At 36.8% G+C, this 16,260-nt stretch carries 12 protein-coding genes; 2 read left to right on the top strand and 10 right to left on the bottom strand.

Going from position 1 to position 16,260, the window contains the following annotated elements:
- The first annotated feature begins 196 nt into the window (after positions 1-196).
- Positions 197-1,501, top strand: a complete 1,305-nt coding sequence (locus tag AC6IWN_RS02125; protein ID WP_497990600.1) for a hypothetical protein — start codon at positions 197-199, stop codon at positions 1,499-1,501.
- Positions 1,502-1,637: 136 nt separating this feature from the next.
- Complete coding sequence (locus tag AC6IWN_RS02120; protein ID WP_497990598.1) at positions 1,638-2,120, top strand: hypothetical protein; 483 nt, start codon at positions 1,638-1,640, stop codon at positions 2,118-2,120.
- An 83-nt stretch (positions 2,121-2,203) separates the two neighbouring features.
- On the opposite strand, the gene AC6IWN_RS02115 is transcribed toward AC6IWN_RS02120, so the two are convergent.
- The 10 genes from AC6IWN_RS02115 to AC6IWN_RS02070 form a co-directional block, all read right to left on the bottom strand.
- Positions 2,204-3,346: a DegT/DnrJ/EryC1/StrS family aminotransferase gene (locus AC6IWN_RS02115; RefSeq protein ID WP_497990596.1), complete on the bottom strand. Its 1,143-nt coding sequence runs from the start codon at positions 3,344-3,346 to the stop codon at positions 2,204-2,206.
- A 282-nt stretch (positions 3,347-3,628) separates the two neighbouring features.
- The gene (locus AC6IWN_RS02110; protein ID WP_497990594.1) at positions 3,629-4,204 is read right to left on the bottom strand and encodes an acyltransferase; all 576 of its coding nucleotides are present in this window, start codon (positions 4,202-4,204) and stop codon (positions 3,629-3,631) included.
- Complete coding sequence (locus tag AC6IWN_RS02105) at positions 4,201-5,283, bottom strand: Gfo/Idh/MocA family protein (RefSeq protein ID WP_497990592.1); 1,083 nt, start codon at positions 5,281-5,283, stop codon at positions 4,201-4,203. The genes AC6IWN_RS02110 and AC6IWN_RS02105 overlap by 4 nt, the downstream gene beginning before the upstream one ends.
- Before the next feature lie 12 nt (positions 5,284-5,295).
- The gene (locus AC6IWN_RS02100) at positions 5,296-6,603 is read right to left on the bottom strand and encodes a nucleotide sugar dehydrogenase (protein ID WP_497990591.1); all 1,308 of its coding nucleotides are present in this window, start codon (positions 6,601-6,603) and stop codon (positions 5,296-5,298) included.
- 36 nt (positions 6,604-6,639) lie between these two features.
- On the bottom strand, positions 6,640-8,655 hold the full coding sequence (locus AC6IWN_RS02095; protein ID WP_497990589.1) for a glycosyltransferase: 2,016 nt from the start codon (positions 8,653-8,655) through the stop codon (positions 6,640-6,642).
- A 136-nt stretch (positions 8,656-8,791) separates the two neighbouring features.
- Positions 8,792-9,736: a P1 family peptidase gene (locus tag AC6IWN_RS02090; RefSeq protein WP_497990588.1), complete on the bottom strand. Its 945-nt coding sequence runs from the start codon at positions 9,734-9,736 to the stop codon at positions 8,792-8,794.
- A gap of 237 nt (positions 9,737-9,973) precedes the next feature.
- Entirely contained in the window at positions 9,974-11,929 is a 1,956-nt protein-coding gene (locus tag AC6IWN_RS02085; protein ID WP_497990586.1) for a M56 family metallopeptidase, read from the bottom strand.
- Positions 11,922-12,323, bottom strand: a complete 402-nt coding sequence (locus AC6IWN_RS02080; protein ID WP_497990584.1) for a BlaI/MecI/CopY family transcriptional regulator — start codon at positions 12,321-12,323, stop codon at positions 11,922-11,924. Before AC6IWN_RS02080 ends, AC6IWN_RS02085 begins: the two co-directional genes overlap by 8 nt.
- A 153-nt stretch (positions 12,324-12,476) precedes the next feature.
- Positions 12,477-15,089 carry a phosphoenolpyruvate synthase gene (ppsA, locus tag AC6IWN_RS02075; RefSeq protein WP_497990582.1) on the bottom strand — a complete coding sequence of 871 codons (2,613 nt, stop codon included), beginning with the start codon at positions 15,087-15,089 and terminating at the stop codon, positions 12,477-12,479.
- 277 nt (positions 15,090-15,366) lie between these two features.
- Complete coding sequence (locus tag AC6IWN_RS02070; protein ID WP_497990580.1) at positions 15,367-16,233, bottom strand: glycoside hydrolase family 43 protein; 867 nt, start codon at positions 16,231-16,233, stop codon at positions 15,367-15,369.
- Positions 16,234-16,260 lie beyond the last annotated feature (27 nt).

The following is a 16,260-nucleotide window of genomic DNA, read 5'->3' as shown; positions in this document are numbered from 1 at the left end:
AACCCCTAAATTCAACATGTTAAATGTAATCTATTTCCTTGCATTCTCAGGTCCACTTTCCATAGAAGTTTACTAGAGTCATAGTGAAAAATCCCCAAGAATATCATCCTTGTTTCGACAAAATCCGTAACAGAATACTCTAAAGATTCATATAATAAAAAAACATGTAGAATTTTATAATAAGGAGTATATTTATATGTCTAATAAAGTGGTTTTTTCTGATAACCCTCAAGAATTACAAACTCAAATCTTTGGTAGTTACGCGAGTCAGACCAAGGCGATTCAAACGGATGTATATGGTAACCTACTTACTACCGCAGCTTCTCCGGACGGATCAGGTAATCCTTATTCTGTACCTGTAACCGCCATATATGACGTCAGAGCAACAAACCTGACTCCAATGGCTGGCTGGAGCTTTAATTATACAATCAATACCCAATTTATTAATACAGTTAAAACTACAAATGCAGGTATTAATCAAAGTAACAATATGGCTGTATTAAATACTTCAGCGAATGCAAATGAGAATGCACAAATTCTGACAAGAAAAACATTACGATGTCTTCCAGGCTTAGGTTCTTTAGTGCGTTTTGATGCAATATTTACAACAGGCGTTGCTAATAGTGAACAGATTATTGGATTAGGCTCTGATCAAAATGGGTTTTACTTTGGATATAATGGTACGGACTTTTCCATTCTTCGTATTACGAATTCAACTAAATTCTGGACGAAGCAATCGGATTGGAATGTAGATAAAATGAATGGCACCGGAACTTCCGGAATGAACCTTATTACGACAAATGGGAATATCTATATCATTGAATTTCAATGGGGCACATTCGGTTTAGTTAATTTTTACATTATATCCACCATCACGGGCTTGCCTATATTAGTTAATAAAATCGAATTTCCGAATACCTCTACCTCTCCCTTACTTTTTATTGATACCCTTCCACTATCCGCAAAAGTTAGCAATACAACGAATGCTTCAAACGTCATCTTAAAAACTTCAACTGCAATGGCAATATGCGAAGGGGATCCCAGCACTCAGTCATTAAGAACCAGAAACTCAATCAGCGCTGCTAATACATCCGCAACATTGGCAAATCAACATATATTATCCATCAGAAACGTTGCAACTTTTAACGGCAAAACAAATTACACAAACGTTCGCTTGGATTTCATATCAACCAGTAATGACGGAAATAAAACAACTACCTATAATTTGATCAGAAATGCTTCATTCACCGTAACACCAACCTATACTCCGATAAATGCTACACTAAGTGTTATTGAATATAATAATACTTCTACAACAAATGTTACTGCCGGTACAGGATTTCAGGTTTTTAGTTTTGTATGTCCAAAGGCTACAGGATCTCAGCTCTTCGTAACATCCTTAAATATCTATCTCGCACCAAATGAAAGTTTAACGCTTGCAGGTACCACTACGACTAGCACTGAGATTGATGTGTCTTTCAGCTGGGAAGAAGAGTGGTAGCATAATGTAATATCTTATCAAAGTATGTCAACGTAAAGAACTATAGTATGTTAGTTATCATATAATAAAATAGCAAGAATTATATATTATAAGACAAATACACCATTGAAAATGAAATAAATCGAGGGAAATGATTATGGACTTAACCGCTGGAACATTTGTTACCATATTTGCAGTAATAGGACTGTTAGCACTTATCGTAAGTGTTATAACAGAAGTCACAAAAGGTGTTGTTCTACTGTGTAAAATACCTGTAAATTTACAAGTAATAGTTTTATCTCTAACCCTTACTATCGTCACATATTTTGCATATATCTCTTATACTGGTAACCCCGTTATATGGTATTATGTGGTTGCTACCGTGGTCGCTGGTTTTATTGTGGCATATGTGGTATTGTTTGGATGGGGTAAATTTGCCGATCTATATAAAAGATTTCGTAATATACCTCCAATCGATATAACAGCTGATACAATCTCAGGCACTACCACCGTAAACTCAGATACTATTAATAATAAAGTAGATTTGGCTAATGAAGCAGCAGTAATAGATTCTTCAACAACAACTACGAAGTCAACCTCTGATACCTCAACTGCTGGTATTTCAACCTCTACTAAGTAACAGATGTTAACGAAGTTATATGGCAGTAGTGAGAATAGTTAAAATAAGAACCCTTAAGTGATAGGCCTTCATCGTGCCTACCCTTAAGGGTTCTCATTATCTTTACAGTATAAAGTTATCCGATTACACACCTCATCTATATCTATATCTGTTATGTATGGATGCATCGGCAGGGAAAGTACTTTGTCACATAACTCATTCGTCACACAGAAATCCTCATCATTATATTCCAGATTTGAAAAGGCGCGTTGAATATGCATTGGCTTTTTGTAATATATCATGGTTGGTATTCCACATTCAGCAAGCCTGGCTTTCAGCATATCCCGCTGTTCTTTATTCTTAAGAATAATCGTATATTGAGCAAAACTCGATGTGAAACCTTCCGGAATCACCGGTACGTTAACAACCTCTTGTAATCTATCGTTATACCTATGGTAAACTCTATTAACATCCTCCAGCTCATGATGAATAAATGCATTCAACTTTATTTTTAATACAGCCGCTTGAATTGTATCCAGTCTTGAGTTCAATCCTACTCTTACGTTATCATATTTATCATCGCCTCGGCCATGTTCCTTAAGTGATTTTATAATCTTCGACAAAGATTCGTTGTTCGTGAATATCGCTCCTCCATCACCGTAACACCCTAAAGGTTTTGAAGGAAAGAAGGAAGTCGTTGCCACGTCACCAAAACTTCCAGCTCTTTGAGCATTTATCATACCACCGAAACCCTGGGCGCTATCTTCTAGAACAAATAGGTTATATTTTTTAGCAATAGCGTTGATTACAGGATAATTTGCCGGCAACCCAAACAAATCAACAGGGATAATCACTTTAGGAATTAATTCCTCTCTCTTTAATGTCCTTTGAATTGCTTCTTCCAGCTTTCTGGTATCCATATTAAAAGTCGCTTTATCCACATCTACAAATACAGGCGTTGCTCCTGCTAGTGACACTATCTCACCTGTCGAAAAGAATGTGAAATCAGGAACAAATACTGCATTCCCTTCTCTTATTCCCAATGCCATCATAACTAGGGACATCGCATCTGTACCATTGGCACAGGTAATACAACTTTTTACTCCAACATATTCAGCCAATTGTGTTTCTAATTCAACAACGTCCCTTCCCTCAATAAAGTTGGTACTTAATAATACTTTTTGTATCGCAGAATTAATTTCGTATTTATATTTATGATATTGAGCCTGTAAATCCCGAAACAGCATTCTTGCTTCCCTTCTTCTACATTTTAGTCATTCCCTTTACTTATAAAACTTTCATTTATACACTACCACTTACATTTCTGGCATCTTCTATATCTCATAGTTTTCTATTAATATCAGCTCTATGAACTATCTTTTACTCTACTGACTTCCTCTAGACCTCAGATACTTTCTTTATTAAATAAACCTTCATTCTTATACACTACCTTTTATATTTCTGTCTTCTTCTGATTTCATCGTATTATATTCAACTGTAAGCCGTTATTTATTTACTATCGCATGTTGTTATTTTTCTAAGGTAGATTGCTCTTGAAGCACTTGATTCAATAGAACATATACTCTGTTGCACTCCTTACAAATCAGCTCTTCTGACAATGTCCGCCCGCATTTGCAAACCCAACCAATTTGTCGTGCAGGTATTCCAACCATTAAGGCGTAATTTGGCACATCCTTCGTTACTACTGCTCCGGCTGCTATCATAGCCCATCTACCAATGATTATCCCACAGAGTATCGTGGCATTTGCCCCGATGGACGCTCCATATTTCACAATTGTTTTTTTGTACCCGCCACTACCCTTCGGATACTTACTTCTTGGTGTAAGATCATTTGTAAAAACCATGGATGGTCCGCAAAACACATAATCCTCTAGTTCAACCCCTTCATATACTGAAACATTGTTCTGTATTTTGACTCCATTTCCGATCTTTACATTGTCTGATATATTTACATTTTGCCCAATAGAGCAGTTTTCACCAATCCGAGCGCCTTTCTGGATATGACTGTAATGCCAGATTTTTGTAGCATCCCCTATGAAGACATCATCCTCCACAAAACTGGATTCATGCACAAAATAACTCATCTTCCAAACCTTCCCTTATATTCTAAAGTACTTCCTTGTTCCAGTGGAAGCCTAACGCTTACCCCGTTTGCTGCTGATTTATAAATTGCGAGAACGAGTTCAACCGCTCTTCTCCCAGCATTTGCATCAACATATGGCTCTCTATCATTTTCAATTGCATCAATTACATCTTTATAAAGTGGTTTATGTCCATATCCGTATACATTAGGAGGATTTTCATGATATTCTAACTTTACCTGATCCGCATCGTCTGATTTATCAGCAAAACACCACTCAGCAATAATATTAACAGACTTGCCTTCTGCCTTCACGGTACCTTTTTCTCCGAAAATATATAGCGTTTCTTCCAAATCCTTAGGATATATATTCGTAGTTCCTTCTATCATTCCATAACTACCATTCGAAAAGCGAATAAGAGCTGATCCAAAATCTTCCACTTGGATATAATCATGATTTAGATTGTCTGTGATCGCCACAACTTCTTCAATCTCATCACCCATCATCCAACGAAGAAGATCAATGTTATGGATACATTGATTCATTAGTGCTCCACCATCCTGCTCCCAGGTTCCACGCCAAGTTGCCTGCTTATAATAGTTTTCATTCCTATTCCATCTGATATTGGCAGTACCATGGAACAGTCGTCCGAACCGCCCAGCTTCCACAGCCTCTCTAATTTTCGTAATTGCTTTGTTAAAACGATTTTGATGGCAGGTACAAACCTTACATCCTTTCTCGAATGCATTCTTTATAATAGTATCAGCATCTTCCAGAGAAAGTGCTATGGGTTTTTCTATAATAAGATGACAGCCCGCATCAATACAAGCCAACGCAATCTCTGCATGTTTACCACTCTCGGTTGCGATCGCTACTAACTCAGGCTTTTCTTTTTCAAGCATTTCTCGATAATTGGTATAAGTATGTGTGGTTTCAGTAAGTTGGAACATTCTTATCTTTTCTTCCATATTAGCAGGTACGATATCGCAAAGGGCTGTAATTTCAAGACCATTATCTATAGCTGCAGCGATATGATTCACAGAGATACGACCACATCCTATCAGTGCATAGCGATGCTTCATTTTATTCGCCTCCTAAAGTAACTCAATATTTTCTCGATCTTCTATTTCTTTCATTACATTCTTTGTATCAAATATAAACTTTGCGTATTTATGTACCATTTTATAATCAACATTCGTATGTGCTGCTGTAATGATGACTAAGTCAGCACTTTCCACTAACTCCTCATTCAATACAATCTCTCCATTTATAACCATTCCATTTTCACGGTATTCAAAAACAAATGGGTCAAAGTATGACACATTTGCACCCTCTGCTTTCAGCACATCTATCACCTTAATTCCAGGACTTTCACGATAATCGTCAATATCTTGTTTATAAGCCACTCCAAGCACTAATATATTTGAGCCTTTCAATGCTTTTTTAAAACGATTTAAAATCTTACCTGCTCTTTGGGCGCAATATTCCGGCATACGGTCGTTTACCATCATGGATGCTTCTATCATTGAAGTATGAAATCCATATTCACGAGCTTTCCAAGACAAATAATACGGATCCAGAGGAATGCAGTGTCCACCTAACCCAGGACCTGGATAGAATGCCTGAAAACCATAGGGTTTTGATTTTGCAGCATTAATTACTTCCCAAAGATCAATTCCCATTTTATTGCACAGTATTGCAAGCTCATTCACAAGACCGATATTCACGTTACGATATGTGTTTTCTAATATTTTTTCCATTTCAGCAATTGCAGGGCTGGACACGCAATAGATGGGTGCCTCCAATATGTTTTCATATAGAGCTGCGGCAATCTCTGTACAGATTGGCGTAACTCCGCCAACTACTTTTGGCGTGTTCTTTGTTTTATATAAGAGATTCCCCGGATCAACTCGCTCCGGTGAAAATGCAAGATAAAAATCCTCACCACACTTCAGTCCTGATGATTCCAGTATCGGTTTTAGTAATTCCTCTGTTGTACCAGGGTAGGTGGTTGACTCTAATACAATCAGCATATCCTTATGTATATAGGACGCAATACTCAAAGCCGAAGCCTTCACATAGCTTATGTCTGGTTGCTGATGCGCATCTAGCGGTGTCGGTACACAGATGCAGACACAATCTGCCTTTACTACTTGAGCAAAATCAGTCGTTGCAGAAAGCAGTCCCGATTTAACAATATCCTCTAGGTCTTCATTCACAACATCACCAATATAATTAACGCCGGCATTTACTAAATCAACTTTAGATTTTTGTACATCAAATCCTAGTGTCCGATATCCAGCCTTCGCCTTTTCAACTGCCAATGGAAGTCCAACGTAACCCAATCCAACAACTCCAAGTATGGCAGATTTGTCTAATAACTTTTGCTTTAATTCACTCATCGATATTCCTTCATAAAATGAAATCCTTTCAATAATTTATATGACGGAACTATCATTTAAGAATTTTTCGAATGAATTTTTTATTTTTATTAGTACCTTTCCATAGGTGTCCCCTTTTTGCAATCCTTTATCTGCATAGGACAACCCTTCCTTTGCAAAAATGATACAGCACTTACTTATTTGATCCTTTGTTAAACTAACTTTCAAATATTCAGGGATCGCACTCATATTAATATGATTTACTATTTGCAAGTAATAAAATTGTGCAATATAAAGCATCTTTAATTGTTCTCTGTTTGATTCCGACTTCCAATCAATCTGAGGAAGAAAGACTTCCTCACTGAAATTCTGTATAATATAATCATAAAGTGCTAATGACGCATTCATTCGCTTTTCCAAATTATGAGAAGCATTGTTATCATGAATTCGATAGTTTATCAACGCCTTATCAATCTTTCCAAAATTCCAATTATATTTTATAAAGTGCAAGGTGTTTAGCGTGTCTGCTGAAAAATCATTTCCTTTATAAACAATCCAATTCACCTGTTTCTCAGTGAAAAAGCTTTTCCGATAAAGACAATTCATAGGAATAAGACCGGAACCTGTATTAAATATATGCTGTATCACTTCATCCTTGTTATGATCAACATATTCCCATCTTCCTGTCTGTTCATCCTCTTCATTCACAATATTAAAATCGCTATAAACATAATCTTTATCCGTATTTTCTTCCATATAATTTACAAAGATCTCTATAGCATCTCTTTGGACATAATCATCACAGGCAATCCACTGAAAATATTTACCTTTTGCATGTTCAATAATCTCCTGGATTCCCTTTGAAGCTCCGCCCGAATTGATATCGTGATAAATCACTTTGACATTATCATTATTTTGCTCATACTCCTGAAGTATTTCTTTTGATCCGTCCGTTGAGCAGTCATCAATTAAAATCAACTCTAAATTGGGATAAGTTTGGTTTATAAATGACTCCACACACTTTTTTATATATAGTTTGCCATTATAATTGGTAATTCCGATGGTGACTAAAGGTATCTGCTTGTTAATGTATTTAACAACATTCTTAATACCATTTTCATTCTTGATACGATTTTCGTTGTCCATCGATTGTAGAAGCTTCTTTATGGCACTCATTTCTTTGTCCATAGAATAATTATCCCTTATAAAACCAAGATACTCCGCGGATTGATAATCATTGTCTTCCATCATATGAACAGCATCCTGTATCGTATTCCAAACATATTTACTATCATAGATGGTCTTTGCCCCAACAAAATTATGAATTACCGGTTTTATTCCTTTTGCCATCGCTTGCATAACACTCATATTCTGAGATTCAAGTACGCTAGTGCATAAGATATAATCCTTATCCTCAAGCCAAAGATCTAAATTATCCTGCCATCCCTCAAAGATTACATTCTGCTCTAGTCCAAATTCTTTTATCATTTGTCTATAATACAAAACATCTCTATCATCTTGAAACTGCCCGGCGATATAAAGTTGATAGTTGTGATTTTTATCATAGATTGCTTTAAATGCATGCAATAAAAGCATCGGTCCTTTTTTATAATTAATATACCCGACATAAGCGATTCGAAAGCCAGACTTTCTCTCTCTAAAAGTATATTTGCTCATATCTATTCCGTTCGGGATAACTATAGTTTTACTTTTGTCTAAATGTAGCTTTTCTGACAAAAAATCTCTTATATGCTCCGAGACAAATATGATTTTATCTACATTGTCCCATATCACATCTCGTGGGTAATCCGTAAATGCCTCATAACTATGAAGTCTGCATATAATCATCTTACTTCTAGACAAGACCAATTTACTTCCATAAATCACAAGATCATCGCACCATTCAAACCAAGCGACATCAGCCCATTCCATACCCTCGTCTATTTGTTTATACTCCGTTACCGTTATTTTCTTTGTCTCATATAGATTGGATAATCCCTGAATAATATCTCCTAAAAAGCTGTCCAACCCTTGCTTAACAAAAAAAGCCACTTTCATCATCCTATTAATCACGTCCAGTCTTCCTATATAGAATAATATTTTCGTTGTTACTTCTATTCTGTACTGACTTCTATTCTGTACTGACTTCTATTCTGTACTGACTTTAATTTTTCATCTTTCGTATTCTATACAATTGATCACAATCTATTTATCCACAGCAATTCGGCGTAATATTTGCTTGTGCAGCTAATGCTCCTTGAATAATTGCTTTCTCAAGTACTACTGCTGCCGCTGTCCCTATCACAGTAATAGCAGCATCCCCTTTATAGTAAGTAGTATCCGTACCAGTAGCAAGGCAAAAGATTGTGTCACCATCCCATTGTGAATGAATTGGAGATATAGCTCGTGCCATTCCATCCTGTGCAAGAGTTGCCACCCGGCTGGCTTCTGCTTTATTAAGCTGAGCAGTTGTTGCCACAACGGCTATTGTGGTATTCATTTCATTAAATAAAGGTGACGGTACCCCTTCTAGCATTAGTTTTGTCTGATTAACGAATTTTCCCTCGGGGCCAAGTGCTCCAACAACAATTCGGCCGTGATCCCAGACATCTCCAAGTGGATTAACTATTGCTAACGCCGCAACTACCGGCCCTCCGGGTATATGAATCGAAGCAGATCCCTGTCCACCTTTCATTGGCTTCCCGTAAAATTTGCCTACTGTTGCCCCGGCACCAGCACCCACATTTCCTTCTTTTATAGGACCTGGATTTGCATTCTCACATGCTGCATATCCTAATGCCGCATCAGGCGGATTAGAGCCCTTGGCATATAGGAGGTCAAATATAACAGCTGCAGGTACATGGGGTACTTCTGCGATTTCCTGTTCATAAAGCCAACGCATAACTCCACTCGCTGCTGCTAAGCCAAATCGACTTCCACCTGTGAGAAGAACAGCCTGCACTGGGTCCTCTTTGGTACCCGGTCGAATACTATCTGTCTCCATAGTACCAGGATTTCCTCCAACGACTGACACCCCAGGAACGGCTCCATTTGGACATATAATAACTGTACATCCAGTACGACCACTTTCATCCTCGGCGGTTCCAACTAGAATACCGCACACATCTGTAAGCCCTCCGTTTATATTTATCATAAAATCATACCTTTCTTTTATCATTACAATTATACTGATCCCATATAAATAAAATTTTATATATTGGTAATTTTTCTCAAGTGGTAATCTTTGATTTTATTAATTCATAACCATAATATTCTTTATTTGGCGATATGTGTCGTTTCAAAAGATATTATAAATAATTATTATTTTATTAGCTTTTATTACACCAAGAAGGCAGCCCTCCACGGGCTGCCCTCTCATCTTATATTTTCATCAATGATATATTCGTTGTAATAACTTTTTGTTTTTATCCAAATCAATATCAAGAACATGCATTTGATTTTTCACGGTTTCTGTATAAGTATTATTTGCAGGAATTGATACGGAGTCTGTATTCATTCCATCCAATAGTGCTGCTTTAAGATAACCGAGAAGTTGTTGTGCATTGATATCGGTAACAATGTTTGGGAGAATATAGATTAACTCTTTTGTCAACACATCTATATTCTTTTTACTGCTTTCTTTCATTACGCTAGAAAGCAAAGACCTCAAACGCGTTGTGCGTCCTAAATCTCCCACTTCTCCCTGTAATGTTGGAACTTTACGAACTCGAACATAACCCAGCGCTTGATTACCATTGAGTTTTTGTTTGCCTGCTATAACAGTTCGATTTTTCTTTTCACTAATATAATTGGTATTATTAAGATACTCTGCTTCTTGCTTTGATAATTCTATATTAACACCACCGTTATAATCAATAATATGCTCAAATGCATCCATATTAACGGTAACAGTATGGTCTATCCTAAGCCCAAAGTTAGTTTCGATTGTACTTTTTATTAGGCCTGAGCCTCCGATCTCATAGGAACGTTCTAATTTATTATATCCATGTTTCGGAATTTGCAAATACATATCATGAAGGAAGGATACTAAGACAATTTTTTTCTTGTCCGGTATAATGCTAACCACTAATATACTATCAGCATGTGAATTTCCTTCTTTCTTCGTTTCATCCGTTCCTACAATCAATATATTTTTTGCTTTCTCTAAGTGTTCAGGTGCAAGACTGGGATTATAGGTTACCGGATTAAATGGATTGGATTGATTATTCGTCACCTCTGCCCCACTGATTTTCGCAGGTACGAAGTATGCAATCAAATTGCTGACTACAAGGATAAAACTTACCAAACCAATAATAAAACAAGTCCCTTTTTTTGTAGGCTTTGCATTCATTATTTGATAAAAGCGACTCTTTAATTGCTTTTTCTCATTTCCAAAGCCTGTAGATAGTAGAATATTGTTATTCTTCATCACCCCTGCCATAATATAAATCATCATATTACTGTAATTTTCACGGTAACTAATATTATTCTTAGAGACTAATTTCTCGTCACAGTACAATTCAATATCATTATTAGCCAAGTATACCATATAATGAACCAGAGGATTGAACCAGTGTAATGCGGTGGTACACAGTAAAATTAATTTATAAAAAAGATCATGATTTTTATAATGTATCAGCTCATGCTTTAGAATAAAATGATATTGTTCCCTGGTAAATTCTTTTGATGGCAGAACAATACAGGGTTTTATAAATCCCAATAACATTGGAGAAGAGATTTGATTACAACTTAATACCTTAATGCCACCTTTTATCTTCATCTCACTACAAATGTTATAAACCTCATCCAATATAGTATGATCCTTGACGAGTATACTCCATCTCTTTATTTTCACCCTAAAACTAATATACACAAGTGAATGATATAACAAAAAGAGAATTGTACCCATGAGCCATACTATGGATATAAAGCCTAATACATGACTAGATATAAAAGTACTTATTGTAATGCCTTGATTATTATGGATTGTGTTTTGAGTTAATACTTTAGAAGTGGTCGAAGATGTATTATAATTCGTCATATCAGTTTTATTGTTTACGTTCGTAACTGATTTATTGGTACTTTGTTGTATAACATTGTTGTTATAATCTACACTAGGTGATTGGATGGAATTCGTTATTGCGCCATCCGTTTTGATAAGATCAGCAATATTTATTACATTGATTTGAACCGGTATGATAAGCCGGATTGCAATAACCGCCCATATAATGTATATCCAACGCCTCGAATAATTTTTTCTGAATATTTTATTTAGTAATATGACAACCAAAATTGCTATCGAACCTATGATGGACAAGCTTAGTATTGTGAGAAAGAGATTATTCATCCTTATAACCTCCCTTCGCATCTTTAATAATTTGGAAAATATCCTCCATATCTTTTTCGGTAATCGTCTGATTTTGAACTACGGATGCAATTAGTTTCTTATAAGAATTAGAATAAAACTGTTCTAAAAATGTTTTCGTCTCATTTTCTAAATATTCCTCCTCTTTTACAATTGGAGCGTATAACTTTAGTCTGCCTTTCTTCTCGATCCTAATAAATCCTCTTTCCTCGAGACGAGTTAATAAAACTTGTACTGTGGATCTTGACCAATTCTTTTGTTCACATACCAGTTCCACAATTCTTCCCGTACCTATTAATTCTCCGGACTGCCAGATGATTTGCATCACCAATAGCTCCGAGTCGGGTAGTCTCTCATAGTTATCTTTTTGACTCATTCTTTCACTCCTTTTGTGATATAATTTTTGTATGAATCAACTAATACTCATACATTTATTACCATATGTCCACTATAAAACTTTCGCTGACATTTGTCAATATAAAAGTTGACATTTGTCAGCGAAAGTTTTATAGCAATGCTGTATATATAATTATAGAATTTCTACATACCCATTCGTTCCATGTACACGAATCCGTTGTCCATCTTTTATCAGTTTGGTGGCGTTTTCCACTCCGACAACTGCGGGTAAGCTATATTCACGTGCGATAACTGCTCCATGAGTCATCTGCCCTCCAATTTCGGTAACTAATCCTTTTAAGGATACAAATAATGGTGTCCAACTGGGGTCAGTAAAAGCAGTAACTAATATGTCCCCATCTTCCAGGTTAGCATCTTCTAGCTTTAAGATAACGCGTGCTCTTCCCTCGACCATTCCTGACGAAACAGGTAGACCTACCAAAGCGCCGGTTGGAATATCGTCTCTATTATATGAACCTACAATTACCTCTCCTTCCGAAGTGATAACGCGTGGAGGAGTTAATTTTTCGTATAATTTGTATTCTTCTTTTCGTTTGCAGACAGTATCAGAGTTCAATTGCTTTGTGGCTATAACATCGCGAAGTTCTTCAAAAGTAAGGTAATATACATCTTCAATCTCACAAATAACATTAGTCCGTACGAGTCGATCGGCTTCTTTTAGTAAAGCCTGCTTATAGACAAAATATCGACTAACCATGCCGTATTTGGGATATTCACGATATCCGATAAAATTCCTGATTAGGTCAATCATCCGCTTTGTTTCTTTTGCTTTTTCTTCACCATCCGGTAATTTATGCAATCTCTCCAATAAATCTTTTTCTTTTTCCATTGCTTCCTGTCTACCAATCTCAAATTTCTTATGACTGGCATTCGGCTCAAAGTTTTTGATATTAGCGAGAATCATAGGGATTAGTGTAGTTGGTTTTTCACTCCAGCGCGTTCTGGTAAGATCGATTTCTCCTTCCCCTCTCATACCATATCGGTTTAGATATGCATTGATTGCTTTGACGGATTCCTCTCCCCCATCTAACTTAACCAGTTCATCCAAGAAGTTATCATCCTTGGCATGTTGTAGATAATTAATTACTTCAGGATAAGGACGAATGACATCCGCTACATCCATTAACGCCAGACCCATTTCTGAAGTAATATTGTTTGGTACAGAACCAGACAGTATATCTGATGCGTTATTTTCACCTAGCCACTCGTTCATTTTCTCATTTATCCATAGTGATGCATTGATGCCAGCCATAAAGGCGGCAGTACTTTGAGGGTCAAACAAAATTCTTTTTAACTCTTGAATATCTTCTAGAATAAAATCTATCAAATCCACACCTGTTTTCCCTTGAATGTTATGTTTCAATTCTTCTATGGAAGTTTGACTTTTTTTAATTAAATCAGTAACAACTGATGGACTGATATCATTTTGTGATTGAGGTTCTACAGGTGGCTTAACTTTATCGTTCTTATCTAAACTCTGCTCTTTTTCCTGTGTTGGTAAGCATTTTATGAAATCTCGCTCAATGATGGTCATAATTGCATCTTTTGTAAGCGGTTCGAGTTGTCTCATATTATTTAATAATATTTTTCTGCCATCTGATGAAGCTAGCATTGGTGCCACATCGAAAAACAACCTTCCACCTGCTTTTAACCAGTTTCCAGAAGAGATTAACTGCATTAAAGACATTCCCAAGGGTCTTATAGGGTCAGTCATCATTTGCTGATGACCAACTGATAAGTAGACGTGGTTTTCCTTATCCTTCGCTTCAGGGATGGGGTATAAAGTTGTTATTGGCCGACTTTGGACAATGTAAAATGTGCCATCAACCAAACACCATTCAATGTCTTGTGGACTACCGAAATGTTCTTGGACCATTCTGCCAATGCGGGCAAGGGTTAAAATCTGTTCATCCGTCAGTGCTTGCTCATTCTGCATCACGGGTACAGTTTCTTGTTCCTTCGTTCCGCCTTCTTTTAAGGCATAAATAGCTAGCTTCTTGGTGGATACCTTTTTATCAATCACTCTTCCTTCACGTACTTTATAGGTATCTGCATTCACTAGTCCTGAAACCAGAGCCTCCCCAAGTCCAAAGCTGGCATCAACGGATACCACCTTTCGATTGCCCGTGATTGGATCAGCGGTAAAAAGAATACCAGAAACCTCAGGGAATATCATCTTCTGAATAACAACTGCAAGATGTACTTTACGGTGATCGAAACCATTTTGAATGCGATAGGTTACTGCTCTCTCCGTAAATAAGGATGCCCAGCACTTAGTAATATGTTTTAGGATTTCTTCCTGACCAATTATATTCAAATACGTATCTTGCTGGCCTGCGAATGAAGCTGTTGGTAAATCCTCTGCGGTTGCACTAGATCGGACTGCATAGGCATTTTTTTCTCCATACCTAGAGAGGAAATGAACAATCTCTTCCTCTATATCTTGAGAGATAACTGTCTCTTCAATAATACTACGAATCTCCCCACTTATATCACTGATTTTTCTTCGATCGTCTAAACCAAGATAAGATAATTGATCTAGTAATCTACTCAATGAAGGTGTTTCTCCAAGCATTCTTTGAAAGGACTCAGTTGAAATACAAAAACCATCTGGGACCTGTATTCCTGAAATTCTAGATAGTTCTCCAAGGTTTGCTCCTTTCCCTCCAGCAATCTCGGTATACGTTTTATCAATCTCCTGAAAACCTATTACATAAGGATTCATATCGTACCTCCTTCGATAATCTTGATTTTTTAGGGTTTAATTAATATCTCCCAATACGGTGTATTTAAATCTGTTCTCTGTTCAAGATAAAAATAAGTAATCCTTCATAGCAAAACCCCCATATATTTAATTCGTTTGGAAATCAATCTCCAAATCGTAAAATAACTCTAGCATAACACCCTCCGGAATAACAGTCTTGTTTTCAAGGGTTATGTATGATACTATTAATGTGGGAAGAGAGATGATTGCCGCATTCGTACAATCATCTCTCTTTTTTCTATTTATTTAATTTATAGCTTCCATCTTCTTCAATAATGGGGAAAAATACTGCTCGTTCTTCCGGTGTATTATTCGGCATGTGAATCGTTAACATTAGCTCTCCCTGAACTGTTTTAAACACCATCCCATGTCCACCATCTTTAGAGAAGATCAGTTCTTTGTCCTGTTGCCAAATTCCATCAATTTCACCGTTTGAACTTCTGGCCATAGCCTGGGCATATCCCTCTTCTCCGTGGCTCGACCACAGCATTACTAGACTACCATCCTTCATCCTTTGCAAAAATGGGCCATCTGTTACATAAGCGTCATCTGCTTTAATACTTTTTGTCCACCCAACACTTTTTGCATCAAATAATACCCATGGTTCTGATATAGCTTTTGTTAAATCCTTGCTTAACTTCATCGCACACATCGTTCCATTTCCTATCTGCTGCCACTCGTGACAAAAAACGATATATGGTTGTTGTTTTCCATCCACATACAAGGTACCGTCCAAACAATCCCAGTCTTTCGGGGTTATTGGACCATCGGTGATCGGCAAGAATGGGCCAATGGGCGAATCAGAACATAAGATCTGTGTTCCTCTTGATACCTTCTCTTTTTTAAAGCTTGCAAACATATAATATGCACCCCTATAATAATGCACTTCCGGCGCCCAATAATTTTGATCAGCCCAAAACCCACCATCATTATGGAACACTTCTATCGCATCACTCCAATGCTCTAAATCCTCACTAATATATACATCAAATCCATCTGCATAACCCCAACAGGTCTCAACTCGAGTACCATACAAGTAGTATTTTCCACCATCGACCAAAACAAAAGGGTCTCTCACTGGAATGTCTGTTTTAATATATCGCATCTCCTACCTCATTTTCTTACTGTTTTC

This window comes from Variimorphobacter sp. HTMS_6 (assembly GCF_059717775.1).
Note: the sequence above shows the minus strand (reverse complement) of the source record. Positions and strands in the feature narration are given on the sequence as shown.

Bases quoted from the DNA above. Each gene is read 5' to 3' on its own strand.
- AC6IWN_RS02090 (WP_497990588.1), bottom strand. From the start codon at position 9,736: ATGATAAATATAAACGGAGGGCTTACAGATGTGTGCGGTATTCTAGTT.
- AC6IWN_RS02110 (WP_497990594.1), bottom strand. From the start codon at position 4,204: ATGAGTTATTTTGTGCATGAATCCAGTTTTGTGGAGGATGATGTCTTC.
- AC6IWN_RS02085 (WP_497990586.1), bottom strand. From the start codon at position 11,929: ATGAATAATCTCTTTCTCACAATACTAAGCTTGTCCATCATAGGTTCG.
- AC6IWN_RS02070 (WP_497990580.1), bottom strand. From the start codon at position 16,233: ATGCGATATATTAAAACAGACATTCCAGTGAGAGACCCTTTTGTTTTG.
- AC6IWN_RS02125 (WP_497990600.1), top strand. From the start codon at position 197: ATGTCTAATAAAGTGGTTTTTTCTGATAACCCTCAAGAATTACAAACT.
- AC6IWN_RS02120 (WP_497990598.1), top strand. From the start codon at position 1,638: ATGGACTTAACCGCTGGAACATTTGTTACCATATTTGCAGTAATAGGA.
- AC6IWN_RS02105 (WP_497990592.1), bottom strand. From the start codon at position 5,283: ATGAAGCATCGCTATGCACTGATAGGATGTGGTCGTATCTCTGTGAAT.
- ppsA (WP_497990582.1), bottom strand. From the start codon at position 15,089: ATGAATCCTTATGTAATAGGTTTTCAGGAGATTGATAAAACGTATACC.
- AC6IWN_RS02100 (WP_497990591.1), bottom strand. From the start codon at position 6,603: ATGAGTGAATTAAAGCAAAAGTTATTAGACAAATCTGCCATACTTGGA.
- AC6IWN_RS02115 (WP_497990596.1), bottom strand. From the start codon at position 3,346: ATGCTGTTTCGGGATTTACAGGCTCAATATCATAAATATAAATACGAA.
- AC6IWN_RS02080 (WP_497990584.1), bottom strand. From the start codon at position 12,323: ATGAGTCAAAAAGATAACTATGAGAGACTACCCGACTCGGAGCTATTG.